A 12,837-nucleotide genomic window follows, 5' to 3' on the forward strand; every position below is an offset into this window, starting at 1 on the left:
ACGTCGTCGGGAAAGTATGTATAAAATTGTCAACGCAGCGCACCGCTGAATGCGGGCTATGCTGAAATGAAGACTGTTCGCTGCGTAGACATCATAAGACGCGCTGATACAATGCGTGACATGTTGCGGGCGCAAATCCGGGCATTTTGCGTTTGCGCCTTTATGGATGGCATTCACCGATGGCCATATTCTCCAGGGAGACACCTATGAAATTCCGCCTGTCGGCGCTTGCGCTGGCTACCACGGTGCTGGTCGGCTGCGCCAGCTCCGGTACCCGAGAGTCGCAGGGGCGTTCAGACCCGTTTGAAGGGTTCAACCGCACCATGTACAACTTCAACTTCAATGTGCTGGATCCTTACGTTGTCAGACCCGTCGCGGTTGCGTGGCGTAATTATGTGCCGCAACCGGCGCGCAACGGTCTGAGCAACTTTACCAGCAACCTTGAAGAGCCGGCGATCATGGCGAACTTCTTCTTACAGGGAGATCCCTACCAGGGGATGGTTCACTTTACCCGTTTCTTCCTGAACACCTTGCTGGGGATGGGCGGCTTTATGGACGTTGCCGGCATGTCTAACCCGAAATTGCAGCGCGTTGAACCGCACCGCTTCGGCAGTACGCTCGGCCATTATGGCATCGGTTACGGTCCCTATATGCAGTTGCCATTCTATGGCAGTTTCACGTTGCGTGAAGATGGTGGTGATGCAGCGGATACGCTCTATCCGGTGCTTTCCTGGCTGACGTGGCCATTGTCCGTCGGTAAATGGACGGTGGAAGGCATTGAAACCCGCGCGCAACTGCTGGATTCCGATGGCTTACTCCGCCAGTCTTCCGATCCGTATATTATGGTGCGCGAAGCCTACTTCCAGCGTCATGATTTTATTGCCAATGGTGGCAAGCTGAAGCCGCAAGAGAACCCGAACGCGAAGGCGATAGAGGGCGATTTGAAAGATATTGATGCGGAATAAACCGCAGCCAACAAAAAAGGTGAGCCGAATGCTCACCTTTTTTATTACCGCTGTCTTATCAGAAGGCGTAGTTAAAGTTCATGCCGTACAGCCACGCCCGGCCACTAGACTGGAAGGTATACGGGGTTTCGGTGAACTTCACTTTCTGACCATGCATATACGAAACACCGACGTCGACAGAGGCATCTTTGTTAAATGCATAGGTCGCACCGGTGCTCAGCCACAGACGATCCTGGTCCGGAATGGAGATAGAGCGCTTATCGGCCGGAACCGGGCTATCGTCATAGGCGATACCGGCGCGGAAGGTCCAGTTATCATCCATATAATAGGTGGTGCCCAGAGCGATGCGGTACACGTCTTTAAAGCTTTCATCTTTATAGAACAGTGTTTGACCGTTGCTGCCGGTGGCTTTCAGCTCCTGGAACTGGCTCCAGCTGGTGTAGGTCAGGCTGTAGTGGATGGCCCACTGCGGATCGATACGGTTGTAACCTGACAGTTCCCACATCTCCGGCAGGTTCAGCGTCAGCGCACCATTGATAGTGGAACCCGCTGTGGCATAAGGCAGGTTGTTAAGACCCAATGCAGGGGCCAGCGCATTCACGGTGAGCGGCAGATTGCTGCGATAATCGCCATCAAAGTCGATTTTAACTTCTGAACGATAGGTCAAACCGTAACGGTTATTTTTATCCAGCTCGTACAGGATACCGGCGTTCCAGCCAAACCCCCACTCATCACCCTTCAGCCGCGCAATTTGTGTGTTTGCCGGAATAGCACGGGATAAATTAAAAACGCCGCGTGTTTGCGCATCTACCATCTGTGGCAGATCGCCCGCGTAGCGTTCAACTTTTGCTTTTGCATAGACCGCATCGAAACCGAGGCCAAAGCTCCAGTGGTTGTTCAGGCGATAGGCACCGCTGAGGTTCAGGTTCAGGGTTTCAAGGTCGGTTTTCCCGCCCATCGAACCGGCTGTGTAACCATCGTTAAATTCAGTAGCCAGACCATAATTGGAGGTGACAGACGCGCCCCAACCAAACTGCTCATTAATCGGCGCAACAAAGTGCAGGTTCGGTACCCAGGCGGTTGGCGCAATGTTGCTTTGGCTTGCATCATTCCCGATAGCAGAGCGGCCGGTAACGTTGACATCCGGGTCGATAAACACCGCACCGCCAGAGAACATCGGGCGGTCGTACATCATAATCAATGCAGGGTTGCGGCTGGCGTTGCCCGCATCATCTGCGATAGCGCCTTCACCTGAATAGGCCCGACCAAGGCCAGAGGAAGAAAACTCATTGAGTTGAAAGCCTGCGGACCAGGCCTGGGTAGAGACGATTGCCACTGCGACTGCCAGAGCAGACTTGGTAAAACGGGTTTTCTGGCTCATGACCATAACCTCATTCGAAATCGAGTTATTTTTATTCAAACTATGTTACATGTCGTAACGGAGCGCGAAGTGTAGGGTCTGAGGTACTTCAGACAAATCAGACCAGTGGCGGAAGTATAGGTCTGACCAGAGGGAATGTTGCAAGTTTGTATATAAGTTTTTTCAATTGTGATCTTCGAAACGGGATCTGCGTGGCAAAAACGGGGTAAGTCTTAATCAGGCGATTGGATGATTTTTGTTTTAGATCATTTTTAAGTGTGATTTCGGTCACTTATGGCCCTACATGGAATGAACAACTGGAGAGGCTATTCGCCGGAGCGTAAAATAATCACATCGTTTACCTGGCACCTTGGGTGCGAATTCAGAGGAAATCAACAATGAGTAAATGCAGTGCTGATGAAACCCCGGTTTGCTGCTGTATGGATGTTGGCACCATTATGGACAACTCCGATTGCACCGCCTCTTACAGCCGCGTGTTCAGCAATCGTACCGACGCTGAAGAAACGCTGGCCGCGCTGAGCGCCAGAGCTCGCAGCGTAGAGTCCGACCCTTGCCAGATCACCTCTTCCTTTACGGAAGTGGCGGGTGGTGTCCAACTGGATATCGACTTTGTTTTCGCATGTGAAGCGGAAACCCTGATTTTCCAGCTCGGGCTGCGTTAATTTCTCCCTCCACGCTCCCGTTCTTCGGGAGCGTTTTGTTAAGCTTCTCTGTGCCTTAGCTCTCACTTTTTTTCTCCCCCCATTGGCTAAATGTAAAAAATTGGTTAAGACTGTTATCAGGTCAGACCACTTTGCGCATTACGCTGTTAACAGGGGAGTGTTATGAGTCAGGCATTACCGCTTGTTACCCGTCAGGGTGACCGCATTGCCATTGTCAGTGGGTTACGAACACCTTTTGCCCGCCAGGCGACCGTGTTTCACGGTGTACCGGCTATCGATTTGGGAAAAATGGTGGTGGGTGAGATGCTGGCGCGCAGCGAAATTCCGCCTGAGGTGATTGAGCAACTGGTCTTTGGCCAGGTCGTTCAGATGCCGGAAGCGCCCAATATCGCCCGCGAGATCGTGCTCGGTACTGGCATGAGCGTCCATACGGATGCCTACAGCGTCAGTCGCGCGTGTGCCACCAGTTTTCAGGCCGTGGCGAATGTCACGGAAAGTTTGCTGGCGGGCACTATCCGCGCCGGGATCGCCGGTGGTGCGGATTCCTCTTCCGTCTTGCCTATTGGTGTCAGCAAAACGCTGGCACGCACGCTGGTGGATGCCAACAAAGCCCGTACGCTTGGGCAAAAACTGAAACTTTTTTCCCGTCTTCGCCTGCGCGATTTGCTGCCGGTACCACCGGCTGTGGCGGAGTATTCCACCGGCCTGCGCATGGGGGATACTGCCGAGCAGATGGCGAAAACCTACGCGATTACCCGTGAGCAACAGGATGCGTTGGCGCATCGCTCGCACCAGCTTGCCGCGCAGGCGTGGTTAGAAGGCAAACTGGCCGATGAAGTGATGACCGCTTACGCGCCGCCGTTTCGCGAACCCGTGGTGCAGGATAATAACGTGCGAGCCCAGTCCAGCCTTGCGGATTACGCAAAGCTGCGTCCGGCGTTTGATCGTCGGCATGGCACGGTGACGGCGGCAAACAGTACGCCGTTAACCGACGGTGCAGCCGCGGTGATCTTGATGACCGAATCCCGCGCAAAAGAGCTGGGCTTAACCCCGCTGGGTTATCTGCGCAGCTATGCATTCACCGCTATTGCCGTACAGCAGGACATGTTGCTGGGGCCGGCATGGGCGACGCCGCTGGCGTTGGAGAGAGCCGGGCTGACGATGGCGGATTTAACCTTGCTTGATATGCATGAAGCTTTTGCCGCACAAACCCTGAGCAACCTGAAGCTGATGGCCAGTGATCGGTTTGCCCGCGAGGTGCTTGGGCGCTCGCAGGCGACAGGTGAAGTGGACGACAGCAAATTTAACGTGCTGGGCGGCTCTATTGCGTACGGGCATCCGTTCGCCGCCACCGGGGCGAGGATGATCACCCAAACACTGCATGAACTGCGCCGACGCGGCGGCGGTTTTGGTCTGGTGACCGCCTGTGCAGCAGGTGGGTTGGGTGCGGCCATGGTTCTGGAGGCTGAATAATGACATTCACATCCGCATTTACGCTTAGCGTGCGCCCCGACAATGTGGCGGTTGTCACCATTGATGTACCGGACGAAAAGATGAACACGCTGAAAGCGGAGTTTGGCGCTGAAGTCCGTGCCATTTTAAAGCAGATTCGTGATAACAAATCGCTGCGGGGCGTCGTTTTCATCTCCGCCAAACCAGATAACTTTATCGCCGGGGCGGACATCAACATGATTGCCCGCTGTAAGACGGCTAAAGAAGCGGAAGATCTTGCCCGTCAGGGGCAGCAGATGATGGCGGAAATCCACGCGCTGCCCATTCCGGTGATTGCCGCTATTCATGGTGCTTGTCTGGGGGGAGGCCTTGAACTGGCGCTGGCGTGCCATCGCCGTATCTGTACCGATGACGGAAAAACGGTGCTGGGTCTACCGGAAGTTCAGCTCGGCCTGTTGCCTGGCTCCGGTGGCACACAACGTTTACCGCGGTTGGTGGGCGTGAGTACTGCGCTGGAGATGATCCTGACCGGTAAGCAGCTTCGTCCGCGCCAGGCGTTAAAGGCCGGGCTGGTGGACGATGTTGTTCCCCGCTCGATTTTGCTGGATGCTGCAGCGGAACTGGCAACGAAGGGGCATCCTGTCAGTCGCCGCTTACCGGTTCGCGAACGCATTCTCGCCGGGCCGCTCGGTCGTACGCTGTTATTTCGCATGGTGGCGAAGAAAACGGCTCAAAAAACGCAGGGGAGCTATCCTGCCGCACCGCGTATTTTATCGGTGATTGAAACCGGGCTGACGCACGGGCGCAGTAGCGGTTATGACGCCGAAGCGCGCGCTTTTGGCCAACTGGCGATGACGCCGCAATCGCAGGCGCTGCGTCATCTGTTCTTTGCCAGTACCGACGTGAAAAAAGATCCCGGCAGTGCGGTTGAACCGGGGCCGTTAAGCACCATCGGCGTGTTAGGCGGCGGGTTGATGGGCGGAGGTATCGCTTTTGTGACGGCCAGCAAAGGGGGATTGCCGGTACGCATTAAGGATATCAATGCGAAAGGCATTAATCATGCGCTGAAATACAGCTGGCAAGAGCTGGATAAAAAAGTCCGGCGTCGCTATCTCAAACCCGCGGAACGTGACAGCCAGATGGCGAAGATTTCTGGTTCGCTGGATTACCGTGGTTTTGCCCATCGCGATCTGGTGATTGAAGCCGTATTTGAAGACCTGGCGCTGAAACAACAAATGGTTCGGGAAGTTGAGGAGAATTGCGCACTACACACCATTTTTGCATCCAACACTTCTTCTATACCAATTGGTGATATTGCAGCGTATGCGCAGCGCCCGCAGAAGGTTATTGGATTACACTTTTTCAGCCCGGTAGAAAAAATGCCGTTGGTGGAAGTGATCCCCCATGCCGGTACTGACCAACAGACCATTGCCACAACCGTTAAGCTGGCAAAGAAACAAGGGAAAACACCGATTGTGGTGGCCGATAAAGCCGGGTTTTACGTTAACCGCATTCTTGCCCCTTATATCAGTGAAGCCATGCGTCTGCTCAGTGAAGGGGAGCGTATTGAGGCGATTGATCAGGCATTAGTGAAATTTGGTTTCCCGGTCGGGCCAATTCAACTGTTGGACGAGGTTGGTATTGATACTGGAACGAAAATTATCCCGGTGTTGGAAGCCGCTTATGGAGAGCGATTTAGCGCCCCTGCAAGTGTTGTTAGTGCAATTTTGAACGACGATCGCAAAGGCAGAAAAAATGCCCGCGGTTTCTATCTTTACCCTGTGAAAGGGCGTAAAAGCAAAAAACAACCTGATCCGGCGATCTACCGCTTAATCGGCACCTCTGGCAACGGCAAATTGCCCGCAGAACAGATAGCGGAACGCTGCGTCATGTTGATGCTTAATGAAGCAGCGCGCTGCTTTGATGAGCAGGTGATCCGCAGTTCGCGCGATGGCGATATCGGCGCCGTGTTTGGCATCGGTTTCCCTCCGTTTCTGGGTGGGCCATTCCATTATATGGACCGGCTCGGCGCGCGGGATGTGGTGGTGGCGCTACAGCGGCTGGAGATACAATACGGGCCACGTTTCCGCCCCTGTGAAGCACTGTTACGGATGACGGAGCAGGGCGAGACTTTTTGTCCGGCAAAAGAAACTGATTCTGTAAGTTAAGGTCTAAATATTTAAATCTGTTATTGCTCATGGCGTTCGCGGTTATTTTGTAAACAATCATTGACTACACTTACGCCATTGAGGTAAAAAACAGCGTTTCATTCAGAGAATGAATCAGGCACAATGCCCGGCCATTGATATTTCCCGTCGTTGCGAAAGGGTTTCGCAGTGGAACTATTAATGATTCTGGTTAACAAAAGCGGTGCAATATGCAAGTTTTTATCATGCGTCACGGCGACGCTGCCCTCGATGCAGCCAGTGACTCGGTTCGTCCCTTAACCCCTTGTGGCTGCGACGAATCCCGTCTGATGGCAACCTGGTTGAAAGGTCAAAAAGTGGATGTTGAACGTGTTCTGGTCAGCCCTTTTTTACGTGCTGAACAGACGCTGAAAATGGTGGGGGAGTGTGTAAACCTGCCTGACAACGTGGATGTCCTGCCGGAACTGACGCCTTGTGGCGACATTGGCCTTGTTAGCGCTTATCTTCAGGCGCTGGCGAACGAAGGTCTCTCCTCTGTGCTGGTGATCTCTCACCTGCCACTGGTGGGTTACCTGGTGTCCGAGCTCTGCCCGGGTGAAGCACCGCCAATGTTTACGACTTCCGCGATCGCCTGCGTTACGCTTGACGAGAACGGTAAAGGCACCTTTGACTGGCAAATGAGTCCCTGCAACCTGAAGATGCGTAAAGCCATCTGATTCGCCGGACCATGGTATTCAAGAGCCGCACAATGCGGCTCTTGTCGTTTCTGGCTTCAGGGAAGTTCAGGCGGCTGCCACTCTTCCACTTCAATCAGCACCAGGATGGCGGCATCGCCACCGTACTCTTTCGGTGCCTGATGGAATGCCATCACGTGAGGATGCTGCGCCAGCCACAGCGGCGTTTGTTGCTTGAGAATATGTTTGCCGTGACCGTGCATCACACACGCGCAAAAGACATGTTCGCGGCGGCAGGCGGCAATCAGCGCGCCCAATTCCTGTTTCGCCTGCTGCTGGGTTAAACCGTGCAGATCGAGAAACAGCTCCGGTGAATAATCGCCCCGGCGGATCTTCTTCAGCTCAAAATGGCTGACATCTTCGCGGACATATTTCACCGGGCCTTCGGTGTTCAGCAGCGGCTGAAACTCATCGGAAAAGTAATGGCTGTTATCGGCCTGCTCCTGAAGCAGCCTTTTCACCGGCACTTCGCTTACTTTTTTGCGTATCGGGCGGTGTATCACTGTGTCTTGCTTGAGCTGACGTGTCCCGGTCATCAATTGTCGGAACAGCGCCTGCTCCTCCTCGCTAAGCGATGGTTTCTTTTTCATCTGTACATCTCATCTCTTCTTTCCTTCAGTGTACCCGACTCACTGCGGCTGCGGTGTAGCAAAATGCATTTTTCTCCCCACGGCGCGAGACGATGCTGATTTATCGCCGTCTTCATGGCAAACTAGCCGCCGAATTTAATGCGAGCATGGGCCTGGGGGATACTATGGATAAAATTTTCGTTGAAGAAGCAGTGAATGAGCTGCACACCATTCAGGACATGCTGCGCTGGTCGGTCAGCCGGTTTAGCGCCGCCAATATCTGGTACGGTCACGGCACGGATAACCCGTGGGATGAAGCGGTGCAACTGGTGCTGCCGACGCTCTATTTACCGCTGGATATTCCGGAAGATATGCGCAATGCGCGCCTGACCTCCAGTGAGCGTCATCGCATTGTTGAGCGCGTTATCCGCCGCGTTAATGAGCGTATTCCGGTTGCCTATCTGACCAATAAGGCCTGGTTCTGCGGTCACGAATTCTATGTTGATGAGCGTGTGCTGGTGCCGCGTTCGCCCATCGGCGAGCTGATCAACAACCATTTTTCCGGGTTGGTACATGCGCAACCCCAGCATATTCTGGATATGTGCACCGGCAGCGGCTGTATTGCTATCGCCTGTGCTTACGCCTTCCCGGAAGCGGAAGTGGACGCCGTGGACATCTCCACGGATGCGCTGGCGGTGACCGAGCACAATATTGAAGAGCATGGCCTGATTCATCACGTTACGCCGATCCGCTCTGATGTGTTCCGCGAGCTGCCGAAAGTTCAGTACGATCTGATTGTGACGAACCCGCCTTATGTGGATGAAGAAGATATGTCTGACCTGCCGTCAGAATATCGCCACGAACCAGAATTGGGGCTGGCCTCCGGTAGCGATGGGCTGAAACTGACACGCCGCATCCTGGCTGGCGCGCCGGATTATCTCGCTGATAATGGCATCCTGATTTGTGAAGTGGGTAACAGCATGGTACATCTGATTGAACAATATCCGGATGTGCCGTTTACCTGGCTGGAGTTTGATAACGGCGGGGACGGCGTCTTTATGCTGACGAAAGCGCAACTTATCGCCGCGCAGGAACATTTCAGCATTTATAAAGATTAAACGACGCTCAACAACACAAACAACGACAACGGAGCCGTGATGGCAGGAAACACAATTGGACAACTCTTTCGCGTAACCACTTTCGGCGAATCGCATGGCCTGGCACTGGGCTGTATCGTTGATGGGGTACCGCCGGGTATTCCGCTGACCGAAGCGGATTTGCAGCATGATCTGGACAGACGCCGTCCGGGGACATCGCGTTACACCACGCAACGCCGTGAGCCGGACCAGGTGAAAATTCTCTCTGGCGTGTTTGAAGGCGTGACCACCGGCACCAGCATTGGTTTGTTGATTGAAAATACTGACCAGCGTTCGCAGGATTACGGCGCGATTAAAGATCTGTTCCGTCCGGGGCATGCAGATTACACCTACGAACAAAAATATGGCGTGCGTGATTACCGCGGTGGTGGTCGTTCCTCTGCCCGTGAAACCGCCATGCGCGTTGCCGCAGGTGCTATTGCTAAAAAATATCTGGCGCAGAAGTTTGGCATTGTTATCCGCGGATGTCTGACCCAGATGGGGGATATTCCGCTGGCGATCGAAGACTGGGATCAGGTTGAGCAGAACCCATTTTTCTGCCCGGAGCCGGGCAAGATCGACGCACTGGATGAACTGATGCGTGGTCTGAAGAAAGAAGGCGACTCTATTGGCGCGAAAGTGACAGTGGTGGCAGACGGCGTTCCGGCAGGCCTGGGCGAGCCGGTGTTCGACCGCCTGGATGCGGATATCGCCCACGCGCTGATGAGCATTAACGCGGTCAAGGGCGTTGAAATCGGCGACGGCTTTGACGTGGTGAAGCTGCGCGGTAGCGAAAACCGTGACGAAATTACCAAACAGGGTTTCCAGAGCAACCATGCGGGTGGCATCCTGGGGGGTATCAGTAGCGGCCAGCAAATTATTGCCACTATCGCGCTGAAACCAACATCAAGCATTACTGTACCGGGGCGTACCATCAACCGTTTTGGCGACGAAGTGGAAATGATCACCAAAGGTCGCCACGATCCCTGCGTCGGCATTCGCGCAGTGCCTATCGCGGAAGCGATGCTGGCCATTGTGCTGATGGATCACTTCCTGCGCCAGCGCGCGCAGAACGCCGATGTTACGACCGATATTCCACGCTGGTAAACAATGAACAACACGGCAATTGCGCTGTTTGCGCTGCTGATAAGCGCCGCCGCGACGGCGGCAACCCCCTGGCAAAAGCTGACTCACCCCGTTGCCGGTAGCCCCCAATCTATTGGCGCATTCGCCAATGGCTGCATTGTTGGTGCGCAGGAGTTACCGCTACAGGCGGATAATTATCAGGTGATGCGTACCGATCAGCGCCGCTATTTCGGCCACCCGGATCTGGTGTTATTTATTCAGCGCCTGAGCAATCAGGTGCACAATCTGGGAATGGGGACTGTGTTGGTCGGCGACATGGGGATGCCCGCCGGTGGGCGCTTTAATGGCGGCCACGCCAGCCATCAATCCGGCCTCGATGTGGATATCTTCCTGCAACTGCCGAAAGCACGCTGGAGCGCAGCACAACTGCTGAAACCGCAGGCACTGGATCTGGTCTCTCGCGATGGTAAGCAGGTGGTGCCGGAACTTTGGAAGCCAGAAATCAGCAGTATGATCAAACTGGCGGCGCAGGATAACGACGTGACGCGTATCTTCGTGAACCCGGCTATCAAGCAGCAACTCTGTCTGGATGCGGGTACGGATCGTGACTGGTTACGTAAAGTGCGCCCGTGGTTCCAGCATCGTGCGCATATGCATGTACGTCTGCGTTGCCCGGCAGACAGCCTGGAATGTGAAGATCAACCTCTGCCGCCGCCTGGCGATGGATGTGGCGCAGAATTGCAAAGTTGGTTCGAACCGGCGAAACCCGGCAGCACCACGCCTGAGAAAAAGACGCCGCCGCCTTTGCCGCCGTCTTGCCAGGCTCTACTGGATGAGCACGCATTGTAATGGAAACCTTTCAAGAACTGTTTTTGGTGTCGCCGCTATTAATGGTGGCGCTTTTTTTTGTCGCATTACTGGCCGGGTTTATTGATGCGCTGGCCGGTGGTGGCGGGCTGTTAACGGTGCCCGCCCTACTGGCAGCGGGGATGTCTCCGGCACAGGCGCTGGCGACGAATAAGTTGCAGGCCTGCGGCGGTTCGATCTCCTCCACGCTCTATTTTATTCGTCGCAAAGTGGTGAACATTGCCGATCAGAAACTCAATATTCTGATGACCTTCATCGGTTCCACGACCGGTGCATTGTTAGTCCAACACGTGCAGTCCGATGTGCTGCGCCAGATCCTGCCCGTGTTGGTTATCTGTATCGGTCTTTACTTTCTGCTAATGCCTAAACTGGGCGAAGAAGACCGCCAGCGTCGCCTGTACGGCCTGCCTTTTGCGCTGGTGGCTGGCGGTTGTGTTGGGTTCTATGACGGCTTTTTTGGCCCGGGAGCCGGTTCTTTTTATGCGCTGGCTTTTGTCACGCTGGCAGGTTACAACCTGGCAAAGTCCACCGCGCATGCCAAAGTGTTGAATGCGACCTCCAATATCGGCGGTCTGCTGTTGTTTATTATTGGCGGCAAAGTGGTATGGGCTACCGGTTTTGTGATGCTGGCCGGGCAATTTCTCGGCGCGCGCATGGGCTCGCGCCTGGTGCTCAGTAAAGGGCAAAAGCTCATTCGCCCGATGATTGTGATTGTCTCGGCGGTGATGAGCGCAAAACTTCTCTATGACAGTCACGGCCAGGAGATCCTCCGGTTTATGGGGGTGAACGTATGACCCATCACTACCAACAGTTGATTGATATTTTTAATCGCTGCTTTGCAGACGATTTTAATACCCGTCTGATTAAAGGCGACGATGAACCGATCTATCTTCCCGCAGACGCCGATGCGCCCTACAACCGCATCGTCTTTGCCCACGGTTTTTACGCCAGCGCGTTACATGAGATTTCGCACTGGTGCATTGCCGGGGCGGAGCGTCGCAAGTTGGTGGATTTCGGTTACTGGTACTGCCCGGATGGACGCGATGCCGCGACACAGGGGCAGTTCGAAGATGTGGAAGTCAAACCCCAGGCTTTTGACTGGTTGTTTTGCGTGGCGGCGGGGTTTCCGTTTAACGTCAGTTGCGACAACCTCGAAGGGGATTTCGAACCGGATCGTATTGTTTTTCAGCGCCGCGTCCACGCGCAGGTGATGACCTATCTGGAACAGGGTATTCCTGCCCGTCCGGCGCGGTTTATCAAAGCATTGCAGGACTATTATCAGACGCCGCCTTTTGCGGCAGAACAGTTCCCGTGGCCTGAAGACCTGTAAGGCCATGTTTTCAAAAGAGGAAGAGAGATGATCGCGGAGTTAGAATCACGCATTCTGGCGTTAATTGACAATATGGTGGAAAGCGCCAGTGATGATGAGCTGTTTGCTGGCGGTTATCTGCGCGGGCATTTGACGCTGGCGGTGGCCGATCTCGAAAGCGGTGAAGACCATTCGCACGAAGCGGTGTACGCCAAAGTGACCCACAGTGTGGAAACCGCTATTCAGGCGGGCGAACTTTCTCCACGCGATCAGGCGCTGGTGCTTGGCATGTGGGAAAACCTCTATCAGCAAGCGAAAGCGCATTAAGCTGTTTACCCTCTCCTGGCAGGAGAGGGATCCTCTTTTTACAACAACAGCGTTTACTCCCGTATCGTTGATTTCATGTCGGCCTCTTTGCGGTCATGAAATATCCTAAATTCCTGTTGCCAACGTTGAACTCATCATTGGCCGGGCCTAGAGTCTTTTTTATCCTTGCGTACTTTTTCGCATGAAACGGGTATCCATTATT

The 12,837-nt window shown here is 54.3% G+C and carries 13 protein-coding genes; 11 read left to right on the forward strand and 2 right to left on the reverse strand.

Annotation, left to right across the window (positions count from 1 at the left end; translation table 11 throughout):
- Positions 1–206 precede the first annotated feature (206 nt).
- Complete coding sequence (gene mlaA, locus ABGA49_RS04430; RefSeq protein ID WP_061493865.1) at positions 207–965, forward strand: phospholipid-binding lipoprotein MlaA; 759 nt, start codon at positions 207–209, stop codon at positions 963–965.
- A gap of 58 nt (positions 966–1,023) precedes the next feature.
- On the opposite strand, the gene fadL is transcribed toward mlaA, so the two are convergent.
- Positions 1,024–2,346 (reverse strand): long-chain fatty acid transporter FadL, encoded by a 1,323-nt coding sequence (fadL, locus tag ABGA49_RS04435; protein WP_061493866.1) that lies wholly within the window; start codon positions 2,344–2,346, stop codon positions 1,024–1,026.
- A 377-nt stretch (positions 2,347–2,723) separates the two neighbouring features.
- Between fadL and ABGA49_RS04440 the strand changes: the two genes are divergently transcribed.
- The 4 genes from ABGA49_RS04440 to sixA all read left to right on the forward strand — a co-directional run bounded on the left by ABGA49_RS04440 (position 2,724) and on the right by sixA (position 7,323).
- Positions 2,724–3,008: a YfcZ/YiiS family protein gene (locus ABGA49_RS04440; RefSeq protein ID WP_061493867.1), complete on the forward strand. Its 285-nt coding sequence runs from the start codon at positions 2,724–2,726 to the stop codon at positions 3,006–3,008.
- Positions 3,009–3,170: 162 nt separating this feature from the next.
- The gene (fadI, locus tag ABGA49_RS04445; protein ID WP_347665192.1) at positions 3,171–4,481 is read left to right on the forward strand and encodes an acetyl-CoA C-acyltransferase FadI; all 1,311 of its coding nucleotides are present in this window, start codon (positions 3,171–3,173) and stop codon (positions 4,479–4,481) included.
- Positions 4,481–6,628 (forward strand): fatty acid oxidation complex subunit alpha FadJ, encoded by a 2,148-nt coding sequence (gene fadJ / locus ABGA49_RS04450; protein WP_347665193.1) that lies wholly within the window; start codon positions 4,481–4,483, stop codon positions 6,626–6,628. The genes fadI and fadJ overlap by 1 nt, the downstream gene beginning before the upstream one ends.
- Before the next feature lie 209 nt (positions 6,629–6,837).
- Positions 6,838–7,323 (forward strand): phosphohistidine phosphatase SixA, encoded by a 486-nt coding sequence (sixA, locus tag ABGA49_RS04455; protein WP_061493870.1) that lies wholly within the window; start codon positions 6,838–6,840, stop codon positions 7,321–7,323.
- 56 nt (positions 7,324–7,379) lie between these two features.
- Here the strand turns inward: sixA and smrB are convergent, their stop codons facing one another.
- Positions 7,380–7,931, reverse strand: a complete 552-nt coding sequence (gene smrB / locus ABGA49_RS04460; RefSeq protein ID WP_061493871.1) for an endonuclease SmrB — start codon at positions 7,929–7,931, stop codon at positions 7,380–7,382.
- A 164-nt stretch (positions 7,932–8,095) separates the two neighbouring features.
- Between smrB and prmB the strand changes: the two genes are divergently transcribed.
- From prmB to ABGA49_RS04490, 6 genes are read left to right on the forward strand one after another with little or no spacing between them, the layout of a single operon-like run.
- Positions 8,096–9,028: a 50S ribosomal protein L3 N(5)-glutamine methyltransferase gene (gene prmB, locus ABGA49_RS04465; protein ID WP_061499838.1), complete on the forward strand. Its 933-nt coding sequence runs from the start codon at positions 8,096–8,098 to the stop codon at positions 9,026–9,028.
- Between the two features lie 39 nt (positions 9,029–9,067).
- Positions 9,068–10,153 (forward strand): chorismate synthase, encoded by a 1,086-nt coding sequence (gene aroC, locus ABGA49_RS04470; protein ID WP_134317857.1) that lies wholly within the window; start codon positions 9,068–9,070, stop codon positions 10,151–10,153.
- A 3-nt stretch (positions 10,154–10,156) separates the two neighbouring features.
- The gene (gene mepA / locus ABGA49_RS04475) at positions 10,157–10,981 is read left to right on the forward strand and encodes a penicillin-insensitive murein endopeptidase (protein ID WP_061493873.1); all 825 of its coding nucleotides are present in this window, start codon (positions 10,157–10,159) and stop codon (positions 10,979–10,981) included.
- Complete coding sequence (locus ABGA49_RS04480) at positions 10,981–11,793, forward strand: sulfite exporter TauE/SafE family protein (RefSeq protein ID WP_088238141.1); 813 nt, start codon at positions 10,981–10,983, stop codon at positions 11,791–11,793. Before mepA ends, ABGA49_RS04480 begins: the two co-directional genes overlap by 1 nt.
- The gene (locus tag ABGA49_RS04485; RefSeq protein ID WP_061493875.1) at positions 11,790–12,329 is read left to right on the forward strand and encodes an elongation factor P hydroxylase; all 540 of its coding nucleotides are present in this window, start codon (positions 11,790–11,792) and stop codon (positions 12,327–12,329) included. Before ABGA49_RS04480 ends, ABGA49_RS04485 begins: the two co-directional genes overlap by 4 nt.
- A gap of 27 nt (positions 12,330–12,356) precedes the next feature.
- Complete coding sequence (locus ABGA49_RS04490; protein WP_061493876.1) at positions 12,357–12,635, forward strand: YfcL family protein; 279 nt, start codon at positions 12,357–12,359, stop codon at positions 12,633–12,635.
- Positions 12,636–12,837: the final 202 nt, after the last annotated feature.

Source organism: Kosakonia sp. WA-90 (genome assembly GCF_039871955.1).
GTDB lineage: Bacteria > Pseudomonadota > Gammaproteobacteria > Enterobacterales > Enterobacteriaceae > Kosakonia > Kosakonia oryzendophytica.

Coding starts and splice junctions, on each gene's coding strand:
- mlaA (WP_061493865.1), top strand. CDS start 207: ATGAAATTCCGCCTGTCGGCGCTTGCGCTGGCTACCACGGTGCTGGTC.
- fadL (WP_061493866.1), bottom strand. CDS start 2,346: ATGAGCCAGAAAACCCGTTTTACCAAGTCTGCTCTGGCAGTCGCAGTG.
- ABGA49_RS04440 (WP_061493867.1), top strand. CDS start 2,724: ATGAGTAAATGCAGTGCTGATGAAACCCCGGTTTGCTGCTGTATGGAT.
- fadI (WP_347665192.1), top strand. CDS start 3,171: ATGAGTCAGGCATTACCGCTTGTTACCCGTCAGGGTGACCGCATTGCC.
- fadJ (WP_347665193.1), top strand. CDS start 4,481: ATGACATTCACATCCGCATTTACGCTTAGCGTGCGCCCCGACAATGTG.
- sixA (WP_061493870.1), top strand. CDS start 6,838: ATGCAAGTTTTTATCATGCGTCACGGCGACGCTGCCCTCGATGCAGCC.
- smrB (WP_061493871.1), bottom strand. CDS start 7,931: ATGAAAAAGAAACCATCGCTTAGCGAGGAGGAGCAGGCGCTGTTCCGA.
- prmB (WP_061499838.1), top strand. CDS start 8,096: ATGGATAAAATTTTCGTTGAAGAAGCAGTGAATGAGCTGCACACCATT.
- aroC (WP_134317857.1), top strand. CDS start 9,068: ATGGCAGGAAACACAATTGGACAACTCTTTCGCGTAACCACTTTCGGC.
- mepA (WP_061493873.1), top strand. CDS start 10,157: ATGAACAACACGGCAATTGCGCTGTTTGCGCTGCTGATAAGCGCCGCC.
- ABGA49_RS04480 (WP_088238141.1), top strand. CDS start 10,981: ATGGAAACCTTTCAAGAACTGTTTTTGGTGTCGCCGCTATTAATGGTG.
- ABGA49_RS04485 (WP_061493875.1), top strand. CDS start 11,790: ATGACCCATCACTACCAACAGTTGATTGATATTTTTAATCGCTGCTTT.
- ABGA49_RS04490 (WP_061493876.1), top strand. CDS start 12,357: ATGATCGCGGAGTTAGAATCACGCATTCTGGCGTTAATTGACAATATG.